This is a genomic window from Parabacteroides caeci (assembly GCF_023656795.1).
GTDB lineage: Bacteria > Bacteroidota > Bacteroidia > Bacteroidales > Tannerellaceae > Parabacteroides > Parabacteroides segnis.
Window position 1 is genome coordinate 86,556 of the sequence record NZ_JAMOKT010000013.1, and the last position, 18,029, is coordinate 104,584.

16 protein-coding genes and 1 pseudogene are annotated in these 18,029 nt (G+C 41.2%); 9 read left to right on the forward strand and 8 right to left on the reverse strand.

Annotated elements, in window-relative coordinates; translation table 11 throughout:
* Positions 1 to 17 precede the first annotated feature (17 nt).
* The 8 genes and pseudogenes from bamG to NBH15_RS09130 form a co-directional block, all read right to left on the reverse strand.
* Complete coding sequence (gene bamG / locus NBH15_RS09095; RefSeq protein WP_007658923.1) at positions 18 to 1,301, reverse strand: BamG family beta-barrel-assembly machinery protein; 1,284 nt, start codon at positions 1,299 to 1,301, stop codon at positions 18 to 20.
* Positions 1,288 to 2,016 carry a type III pantothenate kinase gene (locus NBH15_RS09100; protein WP_187386414.1) on the reverse strand — a complete coding sequence of 243 codons (729 nt, stop codon included), beginning with the start codon at positions 2,014 to 2,016 and terminating at the stop codon, positions 1,288 to 1,290. Before NBH15_RS09100 ends, bamG begins: the two co-directional genes overlap by 14 nt.
* Positions 2,017 to 2,175: 159 nt before the next feature.
* Positions 2,176 to 2,874: pseudogene (gene lepB / locus NBH15_RS09105) on the reverse strand (signal peptidase I).
* A gap of 187 nt (positions 2,875 to 3,061) precedes the next feature.
* Entirely contained in the window at positions 3,062 to 4,105 is a 1,044-nt protein-coding gene (locus NBH15_RS09110; RefSeq protein ID WP_250822511.1) for a hypothetical protein, read from the reverse strand.
* A 146-nt stretch (positions 4,106 to 4,251) separates the two neighbouring features.
* Complete coding sequence (locus NBH15_RS29215) at positions 4,252 to 4,578, reverse strand: NVEALA domain-containing protein (RefSeq protein WP_007658930.1); 327 nt, start codon at positions 4,576 to 4,578, stop codon at positions 4,252 to 4,254.
* 196 nt (positions 4,579 to 4,774) lie between these two features.
* Positions 4,775 to 5,656, reverse strand: a complete 882-nt coding sequence (locus NBH15_RS09120; protein WP_250822512.1) for a DUF1573 domain-containing protein — start codon at positions 5,654 to 5,656, stop codon at positions 4,775 to 4,777.
* Positions 5,657 to 5,664: 8 nt separating this feature from the next.
* Positions 5,665 to 6,723 (reverse strand): BF3164 family lipoprotein, encoded by a 1,059-nt coding sequence (locus tag NBH15_RS09125; RefSeq protein WP_250822513.1) that lies wholly within the window; start codon positions 6,721 to 6,723, stop codon positions 5,665 to 5,667.
* Complete coding sequence (locus NBH15_RS09130) at positions 6,724 to 6,951, reverse strand: NVEALA domain-containing protein (RefSeq protein ID WP_250822514.1); 228 nt, start codon at positions 6,949 to 6,951, stop codon at positions 6,724 to 6,726.
* Between the two features lie 307 nt (positions 6,952 to 7,258).
* On the opposite strand from NBH15_RS09130, the gene NBH15_RS09135 reads away from it, so the two are divergent.
* From NBH15_RS09135 to NBH15_RS09175, 9 genes are all read left to right on the forward strand, one after another.
* Positions 7,259 to 8,317, forward strand: coding sequence for a winged helix-turn-helix domain-containing protein (locus tag NBH15_RS09135; RefSeq protein ID WP_250822515.1), 1,059 nt, complete (start codon positions 7,259 to 7,261; stop codon positions 8,315 to 8,317).
* 499 nt (positions 8,318 to 8,816) lie between these two features.
* Complete coding sequence (locus NBH15_RS09140) at positions 8,817 to 9,059, forward strand: GlsB/YeaQ/YmgE family stress response membrane protein (protein WP_007658943.1); 243 nt, start codon at positions 8,817 to 8,819, stop codon at positions 9,057 to 9,059.
* A 138-nt stretch (positions 9,060 to 9,197) separates the two neighbouring features.
* The gene (locus NBH15_RS09145; RefSeq protein WP_250822516.1) at positions 9,198 to 10,412 is read left to right on the forward strand and encodes a lipoprotein N-acyltransferase Lnb domain-containing protein; all 1,215 of its coding nucleotides are present in this window, start codon (positions 9,198 to 9,200) and stop codon (positions 10,410 to 10,412) included.
* Between the two features lie 33 nt (positions 10,413 to 10,445).
* Positions 10,446 to 12,035 carry an alkaline phosphatase family protein gene (locus tag NBH15_RS09150; RefSeq protein WP_010802433.1) on the forward strand — a complete coding sequence of 530 codons (1,590 nt, stop codon included), beginning with the start codon at positions 10,446 to 10,448 and terminating at the stop codon, positions 12,033 to 12,035.
* Between the two features lie 172 nt (positions 12,036 to 12,207).
* Complete coding sequence (secA, locus tag NBH15_RS09155) at positions 12,208 to 15,585, forward strand: preprotein translocase subunit SecA (protein ID WP_244050891.1); 3,378 nt, start codon at positions 12,208 to 12,210, stop codon at positions 15,583 to 15,585.
* Positions 15,586 to 15,677: 92 nt separating this feature from the next.
* Complete coding sequence (locus NBH15_RS09160; RefSeq protein ID WP_007658949.1) at positions 15,678 to 15,908, forward strand: DUF3791 domain-containing protein; 231 nt, start codon at positions 15,678 to 15,680, stop codon at positions 15,906 to 15,908.
* The gene (locus NBH15_RS09165; protein WP_007658950.1) at positions 15,905 to 16,423 is read left to right on the forward strand and encodes a DUF3990 domain-containing protein; all 519 of its coding nucleotides are present in this window, start codon (positions 15,905 to 15,907) and stop codon (positions 16,421 to 16,423) included. The genes NBH15_RS09160 and NBH15_RS09165 overlap by 4 nt, the downstream gene beginning before the upstream one ends.
* On the forward strand, positions 16,407 to 16,628 hold the full coding sequence (locus NBH15_RS09170) for a DUF3791 domain-containing protein (RefSeq protein WP_250822517.1): 222 nt from the start codon (positions 16,407 to 16,409) through the stop codon (positions 16,626 to 16,628). The genes NBH15_RS09165 and NBH15_RS09170 overlap by 17 nt, the downstream gene beginning before the upstream one ends.
* Before the next feature lie 10 nt (positions 16,629 to 16,638).
* Positions 16,639 to 17,790: a glycerate kinase family protein gene (locus NBH15_RS09175; protein ID WP_250822518.1), complete on the forward strand. Its 1,152-nt coding sequence runs from the start codon at positions 16,639 to 16,641 to the stop codon at positions 17,788 to 17,790.
* Positions 17,791 to 18,029: the final 239 nt, after the last annotated feature.

Genomic DNA, 18,029 nt, shown 5'->3' on the forward strand with positions numbered 1-18,029 from the left:
TAAGTTAGCAATTTAAATTAATCTACCTTTTTCTTCCAGAACCACATTTCATTGAATGTGTAATTAACAGTAAAACGGAAATACTGTTCATCAATCATGTTTTTACCACTTGGGTTAATCTTCGTGTATTCAAAAGACACATTTACCAACGAACGGTTATCAACCAACGGTAATCCAAAACCGACACTCACACCATATTCATTATAGCCATTACCTTTATATGCTGCATCATCTGTATTATTTATCATCAGATAGGAATTGCTATAATGGGCACCTGCGCGGTATCTTACCCGACCGAAAAAATTACGATTCTGATAATTTGGAATAAACTCGCCTCCGGCTGCAACCCGAACACGGTTCTTAAAACTATCTTTTGAATCATCATAATACGCTTTATCCCATGTTTCATACAGTACATCCGCAGCTAATGTCATCTTATTATTTTTCACATATGATGCACCAAAACCAATCGAGTTCGGTATATCAAATGCTTTACTCTTTGTCGTATCCGAAGCTACGATCTCGGCAGAACCGGAACTGGTTGCCGCATAAGTCATATTAATATAAGTCGCATTCAAACGGTTTTTGGGAGAAAAGGCCAACCCGAATGTAACATTTTCTGTTTTACTGATCGGGTGGGTATACTGAACACCAAAGTCCAGTTTTATATCCCGTACTTCCAGATTCTGATTACGAATCGTGTTCCGTTCTGAACCCTGTCCTACAATAGAACTCTGCTCATGCTTGATGTTTCCAAAAAGATATCCGACATTCGCTCCGACAGAAAGACGCTTCTTCCATATATCTATAGACAAACCTGCATACAAATCGTTTAATCCGCCGGAACCATTAAATGTTTCCACATAATTAAATCCACCTTCAGATGTTCTCCGGGCACCAAAACTATATCCGACATATGAGTAAGGTAAAATACCCACACTCATCGCAATACGTTTATGTATCGGGAACTGCATTGCAATATACTCCACATTCCCATTAATATTGTGCTGTTTATTGACTCCGTCATCAAACCATGAAAGCTGACCTGAAGCACCAAAATCAAACAAAAATGTCAATGAATCCATACAACTGTACGATGCCGGGTTCATCGGGTTGATCTGTTTCGACGATCTTAATCCGAAACCAACGCCACCCATTGCCCGTCCGGCTCCGAATGAACGATCCGCTAATTCACCATACCCAAAACGGGTATAGGGCGAGTTAGTATTATTTTGTGCCGCTAGCGACAACTGTGTCAATATAAGAATGCTTGCTATTAGTAGCTTATTAATCTTCAACATTATACTCTAAGATTCTGTTTAATCCTGTCAACACTAAATTAATGTCTGCAAAGATGGAGTTTTTTAGTCGGCTTTCAAAATAAAACGAATGACCGCCTGTTAAAAAAACCAAAAGGTTAGGATATTTTATCCGTAACTTCTCGATATACCCGTCCATCTCGTAGACTATCCCATTCACTACTCCTGCCTGGATAGCACTCTCGGTATTGGTACCCAATAAAGGGACTTCCTCCTGTTCCGTCACCAAAGGTAGTTTTTTTGTATAAAAGTTCAAAGCCTTGAAACGGGTAGTCATTCCCGGAGAGATATTCCCTCCCAGATAAGCACCCGAGGCCTCAATCAATTCGTAAGTAATTGCTGTGCCAGCATCAATGACAAGCAGGTCTTTTCCCGGTTCCAGGTAATTGGCACCGACAGCCGCAGCCAACCGGTCTTTTCCCAAAGTTTCGGGCGTTTCATATTGAACCGTTATAGGCAACTTTACAGTTTCATCCAAAAAGATAAAGCGCCGGAGCTTACCACGCAGGTAATCATTCAGCACTTCATTTTTGCCTATCACAGTCGACAATATTCCATGTTCAAAATCGTATTTCCCAAAGAGAGACTCCAATTCATCAACATCGAATTTCTTATATACAAAAGAGGCTTCCATGTGCTTCTTGTTGTATACCGCAACTTTTGAAGAGGTGTTTCCTTGTTCTATAATTAAATTCACGTGACTGAAATTTTCCGCAAAGAAAAGCAAAATTGGTGAAATAACACCTATACAGGCAGCACAAACTGAAAAAAAGAGTTATCCAAGCAATTGTATTTCTACCTGTGACCAAAACGATGCACAGCCGAAAAATCCCGCTAACAGCGAGTTGTAACCAGTTTATATCAGAAATCTGTCCCATCTGAATTTATTCCGTATATGGGTCTACCGACTTCCAGATAATCCATGCTTTCCCGACAGTATATTCTTCAGGTAGTAATCCCCAATAGCGTGAATCCTGTGAGTTCATGCCTTTGTCGCCAGCCATGAAATAATAGTTTTCTTGGAAACGATATCCGTAGATCGGCTTTCCATTAAGAAAAGTCGTAGAATCCTTGTATTGAAGACTACCCTATTGTTCCCATTCGATCAGTTTTTTATATAACCGGAAGTTTGTACGCCTTCCACATGAAAGAATCCGTTTCGGATGGATAGGGTATCTCCCGGTATTCCGACACACCGTTTGATGTAATATTTGAGTATATGCATTTCAATTTTATCCCAACTGTTTGGATGCGGAAAATTGAAAACCAGAATATCATTGCGTTTTATCTTTTTGAAACCGGGAATGCGATAAATCTCTGTTTGTTCGTTTCGCATGGAGGCAAACAGGTTGAATATGCGAGGTCCGACGGTCGGTTTCCAGACAAGTATATTGTCTCCTGTAATTAATCCCGGTTCCATCGAATCGCTGGGGATTTTGAAAGAGGCAAAGACAAATACCTGTAAAACAAGCCATAGAGTAACTGTCATACATAGCCAGAAGACTATATTGACGGCTTTGTTGATCAGGGTATGTATTTTTCTATGCTCTTTCATCGAATTAATAGCTTTTTATACTGTCGTTTTCAATAAAAAATATCCGTTGGTTAACGATCCTTTCCGGAATAGTGAACCATAATAATGCATTAGCGGATATTTGATCGTATGTTTGTGTTGTATCAGTTGAACTTGCTATTTGCACGTGTAAATATGACTATGATCAATAGATGCTTTCCTATTTTTCTTATATATCTTTTAGATCATATGCAAGAATATGATCATCCTCATCTATGCCATATAATGTTTTATTCTTCTCATTAATAGAAAAATACAGTACATTGGCATTCAAATATAGTTTATATTTAAAAACTCCGTTCCAATCGTAAGTATATAAAACAGAATTATTGTTTTTGTCTTTTCTTAGTCCAAAAAGAAGTGAGTCAGTAGCAAATGCCTCATAATGTATTTGCTTTTTTTGTTCAATTGCATATTTTGTATTTAATCCCATATTTGATAATCCTATTTTTGTTTTATTTTTCGTGTTCAGATCAATTATTATTATAGCATCCATATAAGTATAAAATAATGCTATTTTATCTCTGTTTGGTTTGATTACAGGATAAGCACTGTATATTAAATTATTTTCAAAATTTATACCTTTCAAATTGTTAATATAAATTGTATCATAAACTATATTTGAGCAATAATTTAGTTTTACATAAAACGGATTTGTGTTTTCTTTAAAAGTTTGAGATCTTATAGGATCTTTAGTTAATAAAAAAACAGAATCACTTAATTCAAAAACAGCATTAGATTCCTCAAATATATTTTTCATATCATTGCTTTTTGTGAAATCAACTTTCTTCCCAAAAAAAGTATTGTTGTTTTTTATTGATTTGTTGATATTTAATAACCCCATAAAGTTCGGATAGGATTGTATCCAAAGTAAAGATTCATTATTTTGTTGAAAAAACTGATTAAATCGTGTAAATAAAACGATTTCATTAGGTCCATTACCTTTGCGAAGAAAATTTCCCAGTATCTTGTAATCATTAACACTGTATACTTTTATTATTTTATTCTCATGTCGTTGAACAAATACTAAGAATGTATCAATTGCTACTATTCCTGTTGGATTCAAAATATCAATTGGAAGTAACTGAGGTGATAAAGAATATTCTACAGCCTCTTCTTTTATATATTTTGTCGTAAACTTATTATTTTCATATTTTTTACAACCAATCAATAGTATGAACGATAGTAAAATATAACCTGTTATTTTATTCATAAATCTTCTATTGTTAAAAATATTAGCTATTGTTATATCCTAGAAAACTACTTTATAAAAACAATTAATTTATCATTTATATATTGTTATTTCCTAGGAGAAACATTTCAAATTTTTACTAATATATTGGTGTCAATTCTTGTTTACTAAATATATGTATAGCATTTTCCAACCAAAGTAACACCCCATGCTGGCTTTTGTGACGTGGCAGCTCCACAAGGGTAGTGAACAGATGTATCAGATGAATATTGGCTACAAGTCAAATAAATATTACTATCATAACCACTAAAAGCAGTATAACAATCTTTTACAACCGTGGGGCCCCACCCTTCTTCTTCCCATCTAGCTAACGCCTCCACGTTAGCTAAAGCCAAGTCAGAGAGTTCCACCTCGTTCTGACTCTGGCTGTAATTCCAGCCTGCTGCAAGAGCTATGGCAGTAAACAGAACTGCCAAAAAAATCTTAAGTTTCATATCTTAATCTTTTTATTTGTTATTTGATCGGGTTATTTTCTATCTTTGCCTACTCTTCTTCGGATTTAGATAGTCGAATGGCACCTGTATCATTCTGTTTTGTCGGTTATATTACCATCATACACCTCCTTTTCGGGGTCTCCGGGGGTTTGCTTGTACTATTTTGCGGTTGTGCAGCAAACTCCCATTCGTTCGATCACCGAACATTCCCCTTTATCTTTACCTTGACAGGTTGATTGTTAATACTATTGTACTTGATCGTAACGACTTCATCGAAGAGACCTGTGTCTTTCGGTGTCATCTTAATTCCTACCCAAAGAGTTTCTCCGGGTTTTGCAGGTCGTTTGTCATAGGTGGCTGCTGTGCAGCCGCAGGTGGTACTTACGTCCACTATCACAAGGGGATTGTCCCCGATGTTTTTTATTTCTATGGTCGTCTCCTTTACTTCCGATTTGTCGAAAGTACCGAAGTCGATTTCTGTCTTTGTTGTTTCGGCTGTTGTTTTCGGTATATTTTTGTTCGGACTGTCCTTACCTGTAATCTGTTTCAGATACAGTTCTTTAACATCTGTGTTATGTACCGGATTCCCTAATACAGTGACTTTATTGTCCTTATCTAGCAGGAATGTCTGGAAAGTTATGTCTGCCGGGAATTTGTTCAGTTTGTTTAGTCGATCGTCTATATCAATACAGATAGGGCGATCGAATGCGTCTCGTTTCAGGAGGTAACGTATTTCCTTCGCATCTTTAGGATGCATGAAGAAGAGGAAAGGAACTTTTCCTTGTGTTACTGAATCAGTATATTCGATCAGTTCCTTCCATTTATGAAGTTGCAGTTTGCAACTGGTGCAACCGATAGAGTCTACATATATTAATACCTTGTATTCAGATTGTGGGATTTGGAAATCCGTAGTATCTGTCAGATAGCGTGTGAAGGTCAGGTTTTCAGGGAACTGTATTTGTTTCCCTTGCCATTCGCTGACCAGATGCGCAATCTTATTTTCCTTCTCTTTCTGCTTATTGTGGCAGGAAAAGAAGGTGGTTGCTATTAATAATATGTAAAGACAAAAGGCTTTCATATCGTTTGCTAAATCTTAAATTCTATAATCGGGTCATCGCTTTTCACCTCGGTGGCGACAATCGTATTTGTTTTTTCGTTTACATCAATGCCATGTATCGCATGGTCAAGGGTATATTTTTGTACCGGATTTCCTTTCAGGTCGAAAACATAAATAAATCTGCCTCCGTCTTCCAGTTCTTTTCCCTGCTTATAGGCTGCCAAATCATCTTTTAACTTCATTCCCTGAAATACCGCATAAATGTATTTGTCGGTAACTTTTATATCATTGAATCCCATAATTCCGTCCGGGACACCTGAACCGTCACGCGCTGTTTTGAACTCGGGCTCTCCGTTTGGGCCATATAAAACTAGATGCGTACTGTCTTTTAAATTGTAAATTTCCAGTGTTTCTCCCAATTGGGTGACCATTGCCAATATACCATTATCGGGATTATAGTCCATGAAGGGACGCCAAGCTTGTGCCAATGCCGGACGCGATGTCTCTTCTTCTGCTGCTTCGCTGGGAATAGTGCCGTGGTTTTGGATGGCTTTACCATTGCCATCTACTTCCCAAAAACGGTGCTCACCCATGTAGTCGGGAACTAAAAATCCCGATTCCATCGTATGAAAGTCGAGCGAACGGACTAATTTCTTATCTAATTTGATCTCTTCGACCCGTTCCGCTGAACCGTTAGTCGAAGAGATTTTCCAACGTGTAATCTCCATCTTATTGGCATCGAGTGCCCATAAAGAATCTAAGGAGTTGAATTGGATGTTGATAGCCGATAGCATTTCTTGTGGAGCCTCTCCACGTCTACCGAATGAGGCGATGTGTTTCCATCCCGGATAGGTAAATGCATGTAAATAATGGTCCATATTATGTAGGTCCATGACAACAGCGATACTGTCCCTGACCGCTACCCGGAAGGGGTAGCGGAACAGGATAGTATCCAGGTTGATTACCTGTGCACTGAGCGCCTTGGTTTTGGGAAAATCCGAGTATCTTGGAAAGTGCGAATCCGGAGAACTCGAACAGGCGGTCAGATAACTAATACCTATTAATAATATGGATAAAGGATACTTCATCTATCTACAATTGATATATTTTCTTTTAACCCAATCTCCATAACAATCAACGGAACCTTCTCCCAAGCACAGAACATCTATATATTCATCTTCAGGATTTGCCAGGGCTTCGATGTTTGCAAATGTCAATTCTGTCATGTCGTTTTCATTGCTTTGTGTCGTATATAAATAAGTGGCAGCAATAAAGGATATCAGTCCTAATGTTAGTTTAAATGTTTTTTTTCTCATCATTTATTGTATTTAAGTTTTGACGAAGATAGGGCTATTTATTTGAAAAAGCAAGTGCGTTTACTCTTTTGAGGTAATGAAAATCAAAGATCTTGTCATTTTTACTGGTTGACGATTAGTATAGTATGGAGATGGATGGATGCAAAAGATATGCAGTTTATATGCATATAATATGCAAGAACCTGTTTTCCGTTTGATAATGTTTTGTTTATGGCTTTGCATGAATTGAGCATATTTTATATTTAAGATTAAAGCTTATTGTTGAAAAAAATATTCATATTTTTGTTGAAATAAACAGATTGAATCTATGGAAAAAAACATGAGTCTATATTGGGCATTTTTTATTTTGTCGGTAATCCTGAGCGGAGGCATACTCTATTATAAGGTATATAACGAAATAAAGATAGAAGCGTATGATATTTTTGAAGAAGTAGTGAATATGGATGTTGATGCGCGGATAAAAAATGAAAAAGTTGTTTATAAGAGGGTGAAAAAGGAGCAGTTTCATTTGGATTCTACCTATATTCAGACGTCAGCGGGAATAGATGCCCAAAGAAAAGAATTAACGTCGAATGCATCCAATAAGTATAACCTGATGCAGCATTATCTCAGTGATTGTACTCCCGTGCAAGTTTCGGCCATTGATAGTTTGTTTCAGATTGTTTTACAACGAGCTGGCATTTCTGCTAAAACTGTTGTAAAATCTATAGGAAAAGATTTCCCAGATAAATCGGCTGATGTGGTTACTTACAGTAAAGACATCCCTTTTATCTTTTTATATGTCGATTTACCGATGAAAAAAATAGAAATGCCGGTTTACAATTTTACTTTAGGTTTGCAGGGCTTTATTCAATGTCCATTCTCTTATTTGTTAAAGAAGGCGCAGCACTTATTCTTATTCTGGTTTTTGGTATCAATTTTGGCTATTGCTTTATTGGTGCTAATACTATTTACGATAAGTCCGTTTATCCGGAAAAGAGGTAGAATTCTTTTTCCGAAAAATAAGGGATCTGATATTATCAAACATGTAGAACAAACAACCAGAGAGTGGCTAAGCGTTACAGATACAATTCTTCTGGATGAAATAAGTGGCGAAGTTAAGTGTGATGATGAAATAGTATTACGTTTGAAGGGGTTGAATTTAAAGTTATTTGCTCTATTTGTTAAAAACAAGGATGTCTGTGTTGTGTATGATCAGTTAAAAGTAGATATATGGAATAATGAGAATTTAAGTAATGCAACAATAAGTATACAAATTGGAAAATTGGAGAAAGAATTACAAACAAAAATACCATTTTTGTCTATTGAAAATATTCGTGGAGTAGGATATCATTTAGTAGTTTCTAAATCGCCTTCCGACAAATGAAGATGTATTTCTATTTTTGTTTTCTCCAACTATCAAAATGACATTACTCTACCAGGTAAATCGGATTAATATACCGGGTAAAATAAAATACCCCACCGGGTAATATTTTTTAACATATCAAAGTAGCTTTGAAAACCGCTATTTGCTATCAAAATGGCAATTCGGGATTTTGTATGTATTGCTATAAAAAGAAGGTGTCTGAAAAAGATGTCTTCTGACGATACAGAGACGCCTCAGAAAGATCAGTAAAAGAATCATAAAGATCGACCCGGCTCTCGAAATACCGGATAATTGGGCAAATGAAGGGGTTATTGTTGCAGAAACCCCGGTTATTGCAACAGAAACTCCGGTTTATGTAACGAAAACCCCGGAAAATGGAAATGGAAATCAAAATGTAAATTACAACACCTTTCTGATCGAGTAATACCTAACCATCAATTCGTTTAAACATAAACTCCCTATCCCTTGTTTATTAATCAGAACACTAAATTAAGTTATTATGGGAATTATCGGTTCGATTATTATTGGTATCCTGGCAGGCTTCCTGGCCGGGAAAATATTGAAAGGGAGTGGATTCGGGTTGATTGTAAACCTGATAGTCGGTATTATCGGTGGCGTATTAGGTGGATGGCTATTCGGCCTGCTGGGACTGAGTGTAAACGGAGTGATCGGCAGCCTGGTGATGTCAACCATCGGCGCAATCGTTTTACTATGGATCGTTTCACTATTCAAAAGAGAATAAGCTGCTTTGAGAATTGAAAAAAGTATACCTTTATCATATATACAACTATATATATTACAGTTAATACTTAATTTTCAATTCTCAATTTTAATTTTCAAAGCAAAACCCCTACCTTTGTACGGTAAAAACAAATATCGTATGAAAAAGAACCTGCTTCTGCTTTTCCTGTTCCTTTGCTTGATTCCGGCAAAGGCACAAACCGGATTAAGCGACGAAGCGCAGATAAGCATATTGACGGCAGCTCCATCCGACGATGAAGTGTATACCGTGTACGGACATACGGCCATACGGGTAAAAGATACTTTACATAAACTCGATGTAGTTTTCAATTATGGTATCTTCGATTTCTCAAAACCCAACTTCATCTATCGTTTTACAAAAGGAGAAACCGATTATAAACTGGCAGCCTATAATTTTTCACATTATATAATAGAATATCAGATGCGGGGTAGTGAAGTGACCGAACAGGTACTCAACCTCACCCCCGAAGAAACCCATAAGATATGGAATGCCCTGATAACGAATGTACAACCGGAAAACGCCGTTTACCGATACAATTTCTTTTTCGACAATTGCGCGACTCGTCCGGTAGCCATTGTGGAGGAACAGGTAGACGGGAAAGTGCAATATAACAACCCGCCCGAACCTCAAACATTCCGCGACCTTATAAATTATTGCACGCGTAATCATCCCTGGCTGACATTCGGATGCGACCTGGCACTCGGAAGCCCGACCGACCGGATCGCCACCCCGCATGAAATGATGTTCCTGCCGCTTTACCTGAAAGATGAATTCGAAAAAGCAACAATCGTGAACCCCGACGGAAGAGAAAGGAAACTGATAAAACAGACAAACCGGCTGGCTGAACAACTGACAGACGACAATAATGGCAGTAAGATATGGTTTACGCCTATGTTATGCAGCATGATTTTTTTCCTGCTGATAGCAGCAATCACATTCATTGAATGGAAGAAAAAAACATATTTCCGACTGGTGGATTGTATCCTCTTTTTCCTTGCAGGACTGGCGGGTACGGTATTGTTCTTCCTTTGTTTTATATCGACTCATCCTTGCATCTGGCCGAACTGGTCGATCGTGTGGTTACAACCTTTCGCCCTTATCGCTGTTATTTTGTTTGCAGTAAAAAAGTTCGGAAAGGCTGCATATTATTATCATTTTATTAACTTTGCGGCGCTTACGCTGCTGTTGGCGGGTTGGTATTTCATTCCGCAACACTTAAATATAGCTTTTATCCCGCTTGTTGCCACGCTTTGGCTACGTTCCGGATACGGTATATACAGGGGTAATATGGCAATTAAAGAATGTGCCAATATGCCAATAAAAGGAAAATGAAGCGTATAGCTTGAATATATGATGGAAAATCGGATGAGAAAAATAATAACGTCGCTTATTGCAATCCTGGTAGTCACTAACCTGGAGGCACAACAACGTACCCCCAAACTTGTGGTTTGCATCACCGTGGACCAACTGAGAGGCGATTATATAGAATACTTCTACAATACATTCGGTGAACGCGGTTTCAAACGGTTGATGAACGAAGGATTGGTTTACAACAATATCAAATTCGAATTTTCCGACATCGACCAGGCTAGCGCCTTCGCAACGCTGTTTACCGGAAGCAACCCTTGTTTCCATGGGGTTACAGGAAGTAAATACTACGACTTCGAGAATGATAAAGAAGTCTCTATCCTTTACGACAAAGATTATATCGGTAATTATACCCGCGAAAATTATTCTCCTAAAAAGATGTTCAGCTCCACAATCGGAGACGAACTGAAGATTGCATCCAAAGGCAGAAGCGACGTGTATGCCATTGCCCCCGACGCGGAGAGTGCAATCCTTTCTGCCGGTCATGCGGCAAACGGAGCATTCTGGATGGACGACATGAACGGGAAATGGGCGACGACCACCTATTATAAAGGTCTTCCCTGGTATGTGGACCGTTATAATAATGGAGTGGAATCTTTGTCAGCACGTCTGGAGCAGATGGTGTGGACTCCTACCCTTCCGTTGGACAAGTACAATGCTTTCCCTTACGTATTGGATGATATTCCTTTCAAATACACATTTAATGAAAAGACAAACGATTGTTTTCCGAAGCTGAAAACGACCCCTTTCATTAATAAAGAGATTAACCGGCTGGCCCTGCAATTCCTTGAATACGGTGCATTCGGCACACGAAGTTGTCCGGATATGTTGTCGGTTACCTATTATGCGGGTAACTACAAAGGAATCATGAACAAGGACTATACCCGGGAGATTCAGGATACATATTATCAGCTGGATAAAGACCTGGAACAGTTTTTGGATGCCATCGATAAAAAGGTCGGCCTGGCTAATACCCTCGTCGTATTCACCGGCTCCGGTTATTATACCAGCGAAGAAGAATATGCAGACGGACTACTGATAAACGGTGGAGAATTCCATCCGAAACGTTGCGTCGCCCTGCTTAACATGTATCTGATGGCGATATACGGGCAGCAAAGCAGTTGGGTGAAAGGTTTCTATAATAACCAGATTTACCTGAACCGCAAAGCTATCGAAGACGCCAAACTCGACCTGAGAACGATACAGGATAAAGCTGCCGAATTCCTGATGGAATTCAGCGGTGTACAGCATGTAACCACCGACCATGCCCTACTTGCCGGTGAATGGAACGAAGGAACGGTTAAATTCCGTCAGGGAACGCACCATCTGAAACGCGGCGACCTGATCATCGAACTGCAACCCGGCTGGATCATCAATAACGACAACCCGAAAGAAAAGGTAAAAATAATTCGTAATAACGCAGTAATTACCCCGTTGGTATTTATGGGTAACGGCATCAAACCGGAACATATCTACCGCGAAGTAAAAGCCACAGAGGTAGCCCCCACGGTAACCCATGTGCTGAGGATACGGCCACCGAATGCATCCCAGAGTTTACCTCTTTGGGAGTTGACGATCAAAAAATGAGATCTTGACCGGTCACTGGTATTATTGTTAACCTCCCATCCCTGGAATAAACAGAATTTGACAAGTATTTACTTTGGCACGGAATTTGATAATGATATATCATTCCGGTGATCAATTAAATCCGATCGTCAGCAAATAATCACTTTACGAAATAAATAAATTAATATATATCATGGGATTTAATGAATTTATGACGAAGCTGTTCGGCAATAAGTCGCAGCGAGACCTGAAAGAGATCACTCCATACGTGGATAAGATCAAGGCCGTATATCCGTCAATCCAGAAGCTTTCAAACGATGAGTTGAGAGCAAAAACAGATGAAATCAAACAACGTATTCAGGACTATGTAGCCGATGAACGGAAACAGGTGGAAGACCTCCGTAAAGGCATCGATGATAAAGAACTGGAAGAACGTGAAGCCATCTGGGCAGAAGTAGATAAAATTGAAAAGGCTATCACCGACAAGATGGAAGTGGTCCTGGAAGAATCTCTTCCGGAAGTATTCTCTATCATGAAGGAAACAGCCCGCCGCTTCACGGAAAACGAAGAAGTAGTGGTTACCGCTACCGATTTCGACCGCGACCTGGCAACCAAACACGATTTTGTCCGTATCGAAGGCGACAAGGCTATCTTCCTGAACCACTGGAAGGCCGGCGGTAACGAAATTACCTGGGACATGGTACACTACGACGTTCAGTTGTTCGGTGGTGTCGTTCTTCATAAAGGTAAAATCGCCGAAATGGCAACCGGTGAAGGTAAAACATTGGTAGCAACCCTACCGGTATTCCTGAACGCCTTGACCCGTAACGGCGTACACGTTGTAACCGTGAACGACTACCTGTCAAAACGTGACTCGGAATGGATGGGACCGCTTTATATGTTCCATGGACTTTCCGTAGACTGTATCGACAAGCACCAGCCTAACTCGGATGCCCGCCGCGCGGCTTACAATGCAGACATCACCTTCGGTACAAACAACGAATTCGGTTTCGACTACCTGCGTGATAACATGGCGATCAGTCCGAACGATCTGGTACAGCGCAAACACAACTATGCCATCGTCGACGAGGTCGACTCCGTATTGATCGATGATGCCCGTACGCCATTGATCATTTCCGGTCCGATACCCCGTGGCGAAGAACAGTTGTTCGAACAGTTCCGCCCGAATGTGGAAGTCGTTGTAAACGCACAGAAAGACCTTTGCTCCAAGTTACTGATCGAAGCCAAAAAGAAAATGGCCAGCAGCGACCCGAAAGAAGTAGAAGAAGGTTCTATCCAATTATATCGTTCATACAAGGGATATCCACGTAACAAAGCGTTGATTAAATTCCTGAGCGAACAGGGTATCAAGGCACAAATGTTGAAGACGGAAGAATACTTTATGTCTGAAAATATGCGCCACATGCATGAAGCGACTGACGAACTGTACTTCGTGATCGACGAAAAGAATAACAGTATCGAACTTTCCGATAAGGGTATCGACCTGCTGACCGGCCGTTCCGACGACCCGACATTCTTCGTATTGCCGGATATCACTTCCGAACTTTCCCAGTTGGAAAACTTCAAGGGAACGGAAGAAGAAAAGCAAGCTAAGAAAGACGAAATCCTGGCTAACTATTCTGTCAAGAGCGAACGTGTACATACAATCAACCAGTTGCTGAAAGCCTACACTTTGTTTGAAAAAGACGATGAATATGTAGTGATGGACAACAAGGTCATGATCGTCGACGAACAGACCGGACGTATCATGGACGGCCGCCGTTACTCCGACGGTTTGCACCAGGCTATCGAAGCCAAGGAAGGCGTAAAAGTGGAAGCTGCCACACAGACATTCGCAACTATCACTTTGCAGAACTACTTCCGTATGTACCACAAACTGTCAGGTATGACAGGTACGGCAGAAACAGAAGCCGGTGAATTCTGGGACATCTATAAACTGGATGTCGTAGTGATCCCGACCAACCGTCCGATTGCCCGTAACGATATGAACGACCGTATCTACAAGACCAAACGCGAAAAGTACGCTGCTGTTATCGAAGAAATCAGCGCATTGGTTGAAGCCGGACGCCCGGTACTGGTGGGTACGACTTCCGTAGAAATTTCGGAATTATTGAGCCGTATGCTTACCCTGCGTAAGATCAAACATAATGTATTGAATGCGAAGTTACACCAGAAAGAAGCCGAGATCGTTGCCCTGGCAGGTCAGAGCGGAACGGTAACTATCGCAACCAACATGGCCGGTCGTGGTACCGACATCAAGCTGTCGGCTGAAGTAAAGGCAGCAGGCGGTTTGGCTATCATCGGTACGGAACGTCACGAGAGCCGTCGTGTAGACCGCCAGTTGCGTGGTCGTGCAGGACGTCAGGGTGACCCGGGTTCTTCTGTATTCTATGTATCACTGGAAGATAACCTGATGCGTCTGTTCGCTTCCGACAAGATTGCCGGACTGATGGACAAGCTGGGCTTCAAAGAAGGTGAAGTGCTGGAACACAATATGCTGAGCAAGTCAGTGGAACGTGCACAGAAGAAGGTAGAAGAAAACAACTTCGGTATCCGTAAACGTTTGCTGGAATATGATGACGTAATGAACTCACAGCGTAACGTAATCTATACCCGCCGCCGTCACGCCCTGATGGGAGAACGTATCGGACTGGACGTATTGAACACAATTTACGATACATCTATCGCTATCGCCGAACAGCACTCCGATGGTCTCGACTATGAAGGTTTCAAGCTGGAACTGTTCAAAACATTCGCCATGGAAAGTCCGTTCACCGAAGAAGAGTTCAAAAACATGAAAGCCTCTCAGCTGGGAGACAAATTGTTCGAAAACGCATTGCAGACATTCAAACGCCGTATGGAACGTATGACCCAGGTAGCCAATCCGGTTATCAAGCAGGTTTACGAACACCAGGGTGCGATGTACGAAAACATCATGATCCCGGTAACCGACGGAAAACGCATGTACAATGTTTCATGTAACCTGAAAGAAGCCTACGAAACTGAAAGCAAGATAATCGCTAAATCCTTCCAGAAGTCAATCGTGCTGCATACGATCGACGAGGCTTGGAAAGAACACTTGCGTGAAATGGACGAACTGCGCCACTCGGTACAGAATGCCAGCTACGAAAACAAAGACCCGTTGCTGATCTACAAGCTGGAATCATATAACCTGTTCAAGACAATGGTCGACACCATGAACCGCAAGACAGCCGCCGTCCTGATGCGCGGACAGATCCCGGTACGTGAGGAACCGACAGAAGAAGAAAAACAGGCAATGGCTCAGCGCCAGGCTGCTGCACAAGCCGCTCAGCAAGCTGCCGAACGCCAGCGTATCGAAGTAAAACAGGCCGGTCCGGAACAACGCCAGGACATGAGCCGCTACCGTACGGAGAAAACCGATATCAGCGGAAACAATGATCCGGAAGAACGTGCACCGCAACAGCCCAAACAGGAACCGGTTCGCGCCGAAAAACGTGTAGGCCGTAACGATCTTTGTCCTTGCGGAAGCGGAAAGAAGTACAAAAACTGTCACGGACAAGGTTTATAATACCTGACAGAATAACAGATAAGAAAAGGGTGGCTTGTAAAAGCTGCCCTTTTTTTCTATATTTGCACCAGATCACAATAAAGATAAATCCCATGACATTAGAAGAAAAGAAAATGGAATTCGTTGTTTTCTGCATCGAAAATGTTGCGGAACAGTTGAATGAACTGCCGGAAAATATTTATTCCAGATTAAATAACCTGGGACTTATTGATGATTTATTATTCGACTGTTACGAAGTTCTTCATACCCAAAGCAAGCAACATATAACGGAAGATATTATATTAGCCCTGAAAAACAGGGAGAAAGGAGAAATAAGTCAATGATAGTATATCATGGTTCTACCCTTTGCGTAGAAAATCCTTTAGTTGGCGTATGCCGTGACAATCTTGACTTTGGCAAGGGCTTTTACCTCACGGATATATGTGAACAAGCCATTAGCTGGGCCAAACGGGTAGCTATTATTTACAACAAACCGAACGCATACCTCAATAAATATGAATTAGACTATGAAACAATATGCCGGAATTACCGGATATTATCATTTGAAACCTACAACGAAACCTGGCTCGACTTCGTTATGGCTTCCCGGCGTGGCGAGCGTCGTTGGTCTGATTATGACATAATAGAAGGAGGCATAGCCAACGATCGTGTATTCAACACAATAGAACTATATTTTAACGGTCTGATCGATAAAGGCGAGGCTTTGAAGCGTCTTAGTTATGAACAACCGAATAATCAGATATGTCTGTTAAACCAATCACTTATAGATAAATATCTGCATTTTATAGATGCTACTAACATTAACAAGGAGGAAAGAAACGATGTCACAAGCCAATAATACATTGCTTCAAATGAAATATGTCCGGATTATTATGGGACTTTCCAAACGCCTGGGAATCAGTAGTCGCAGAGCATTAGCGCTTTTTTATGAATCGAATACCTATCAATATCTACGTCAGAAAATAGGAGATCTGCACTGCATGAGTGATAACTACCTCATTGATGAATTGATTATCGAATATACCGGTAAACAGGGTTCATAAGCCATTGAACATGAAAAAAGTTGTCATTGCCGTCGACTCTTTTAAAGGCTGTCTTTCTTCTTCCGATATAGCAGAGGCTGTAGCGGAAGGAATTCACCATGTCATCCCCGGATGCGAAGTAATAAAGGTGCCCATTGCCGATGGTGGCGAAGGTACTGTTGAAGCACTGACACAGGCTACTCACGGGCAAATTATTACTATTCCTGTACATAATCCATTCATGCAACCCATTCAGGCCAGCTACGGCATAACCGGTGACGAACAAACCGCTGTCATCGAAATGTCGGCAGCCAGCGGACTGGACCTGATTCCCCGGAAAGAAGGAAACGTGATGCACACCACCACTTACGGAACCGGCGAACTGATAGCCGATGCCGTCGATCGCGGTTGCCGTAACTTCATCATCGGTGTGGGCGGCAGCGCCACAAACGATGCGGGTGTCGGCATGATGCAAGCCTTAGGAGTCCGTTTCACCGACGATAACGGCAACGAAGTGGAAAAGGGCGGAAAGGTACTATCTGCTATCTGCCATATCGACACCCGGAGCCAGCTTCCCGAGTTATCCGCCTGTACCTTCCATATAGCGACAGACGTGACCAACCCTTTCTTTGGTCCGCAAGGAGCCGCCCACATCTTCGGTCCTCAGAAAGGAGGCAATGAAATGCAAGTCGAAGCACTCGACAAAGGGATGAAACACCTGGCCGGCCTGATCCTTGAAACAACCGGTAGAGACATCAGCAACCTGCCCGGAGCAGGAGCCGGAGGGGGCATGGGAGGCGGCTGCGTAGCTTTCCTTCAGGCAAAGATTTCATCCGGTATCGAACTGATTACAGAATATATCCGTTTCAAAGAAATAATCAGGGAGGCTGACCTTGTCATCACCGGCGAAGGAAGAATAGACAGGCAAACCCTGTTCGGAAAAGTCCCGGTCGGCATCGCCCGTATAGCAGCATCACAGCATATACCTGTTATCGCCATCACCGGACAAGTGGAAACTGATGCAGAAACGGACAAACAATTACGACAGGCCGGATTATCCGCAATCTTTCCTATACACCCCGCTCCGGTTAGTCTGGAAGAAGCTATGCATCCCGATTATGCTTTCCGGAATATCCGGAGGACAATAGAACAAACCTGTTTTCTCTTTACTGTTTCACGATAGCACCATGATAATTAGGTTGTTATCCGTTTTGAGCTAATTATAGTGACTGATTGTAACTGGCTCCCCTCTTGAAAGGGGGAAGGGGGTGTGTCATATTCCCGCCTATACAACCACCATAGTCAGAGTCACTTGACTATTGCAGGTTCATTTGCCGTCTGCTTCAGCTGACGGTTTAAAAGCTGTTTCTCTTTTTTGGCTTCAGCCACATTTCTCTTAGATAGAAAACTGTAAGAAATGGG

What these genes read in the sequence shown, in the direction of transcription:
- NBH15_RS09110 (WP_250822511.1), bottom strand. Translation starts at nt 4,105, where the DNA reads ATGAATAAAATAACAGGTTATATTTTACTATCGTTCATACTATTGATT.
- NBH15_RS09120 (WP_250822512.1), bottom strand. Translation starts at nt 5,656, where the DNA reads ATGAAAGCCTTTTGTCTTTACATATTATTAATAGCAACCACCTTCTTT.
- secA (WP_244050891.1), top strand. Translation starts at nt 12,208, where the DNA reads ATGGGATTTAATGAATTTATGACGAAGCTGTTCGGCAATAAGTCGCAG.
- NBH15_RS09165 (WP_007658950.1), top strand. Translation starts at nt 15,905, where the DNA reads ATGATAGTATATCATGGTTCTACCCTTTGCGTAGAAAATCCTTTAGTT.
- NBH15_RS09145 (WP_250822516.1), top strand. Translation starts at nt 9,198, where the DNA reads ATGAAAAAGAACCTGCTTCTGCTTTTCCTGTTCCTTTGCTTGATTCCG.
- NBH15_RS09150 (WP_010802433.1), top strand. Translation starts at nt 10,446, where the DNA reads ATGAGAAAAATAATAACGTCGCTTATTGCAATCCTGGTAGTCACTAAC.
- NBH15_RS09130 (WP_250822514.1), bottom strand. Translation starts at nt 6,951, where the DNA reads ATGAGAAAAAAAACATTTAAACTAACATTAGGACTGATATCCTTTATT.
- NBH15_RS09175 (WP_250822518.1), top strand. Translation starts at nt 16,639, where the DNA reads ATGAAAAAAGTTGTCATTGCCGTCGACTCTTTTAAAGGCTGTCTTTCT.
- NBH15_RS09170 (WP_250822517.1), top strand. Translation starts at nt 16,407, where the DNA reads ATGTCACAAGCCAATAATACATTGCTTCAAATGAAATATGTCCGGATT.
- NBH15_RS29215 (WP_007658930.1), bottom strand. Translation starts at nt 4,578, where the DNA reads ATGAAACTTAAGATTTTTTTGGCAGTTCTGTTTACTGCCATAGCTCTT.
- NBH15_RS09140 (WP_007658943.1), top strand. Translation starts at nt 8,817, where the DNA reads ATGGGAATTATCGGTTCGATTATTATTGGTATCCTGGCAGGCTTCCTG.
- NBH15_RS09160 (WP_007658949.1), top strand. Translation starts at nt 15,678, where the DNA reads ATGACATTAGAAGAAAAGAAAATGGAATTCGTTGTTTTCTGCATCGAA.
- NBH15_RS09125 (WP_250822513.1), bottom strand. Translation starts at nt 6,723, where the DNA reads ATGAAGTATCCTTTATCCATATTATTAATAGGTATTAGTTATCTGACC.
- NBH15_RS09135 (WP_250822515.1), top strand. Translation starts at nt 7,259, where the DNA reads ATGGAAAAAAACATGAGTCTATATTGGGCATTTTTTATTTTGTCGGTA.
- bamG (WP_007658923.1), bottom strand. Translation starts at nt 1,301, where the DNA reads ATGTTGAAGATTAATAAGCTACTAATAGCAAGCATTCTTATATTGACA.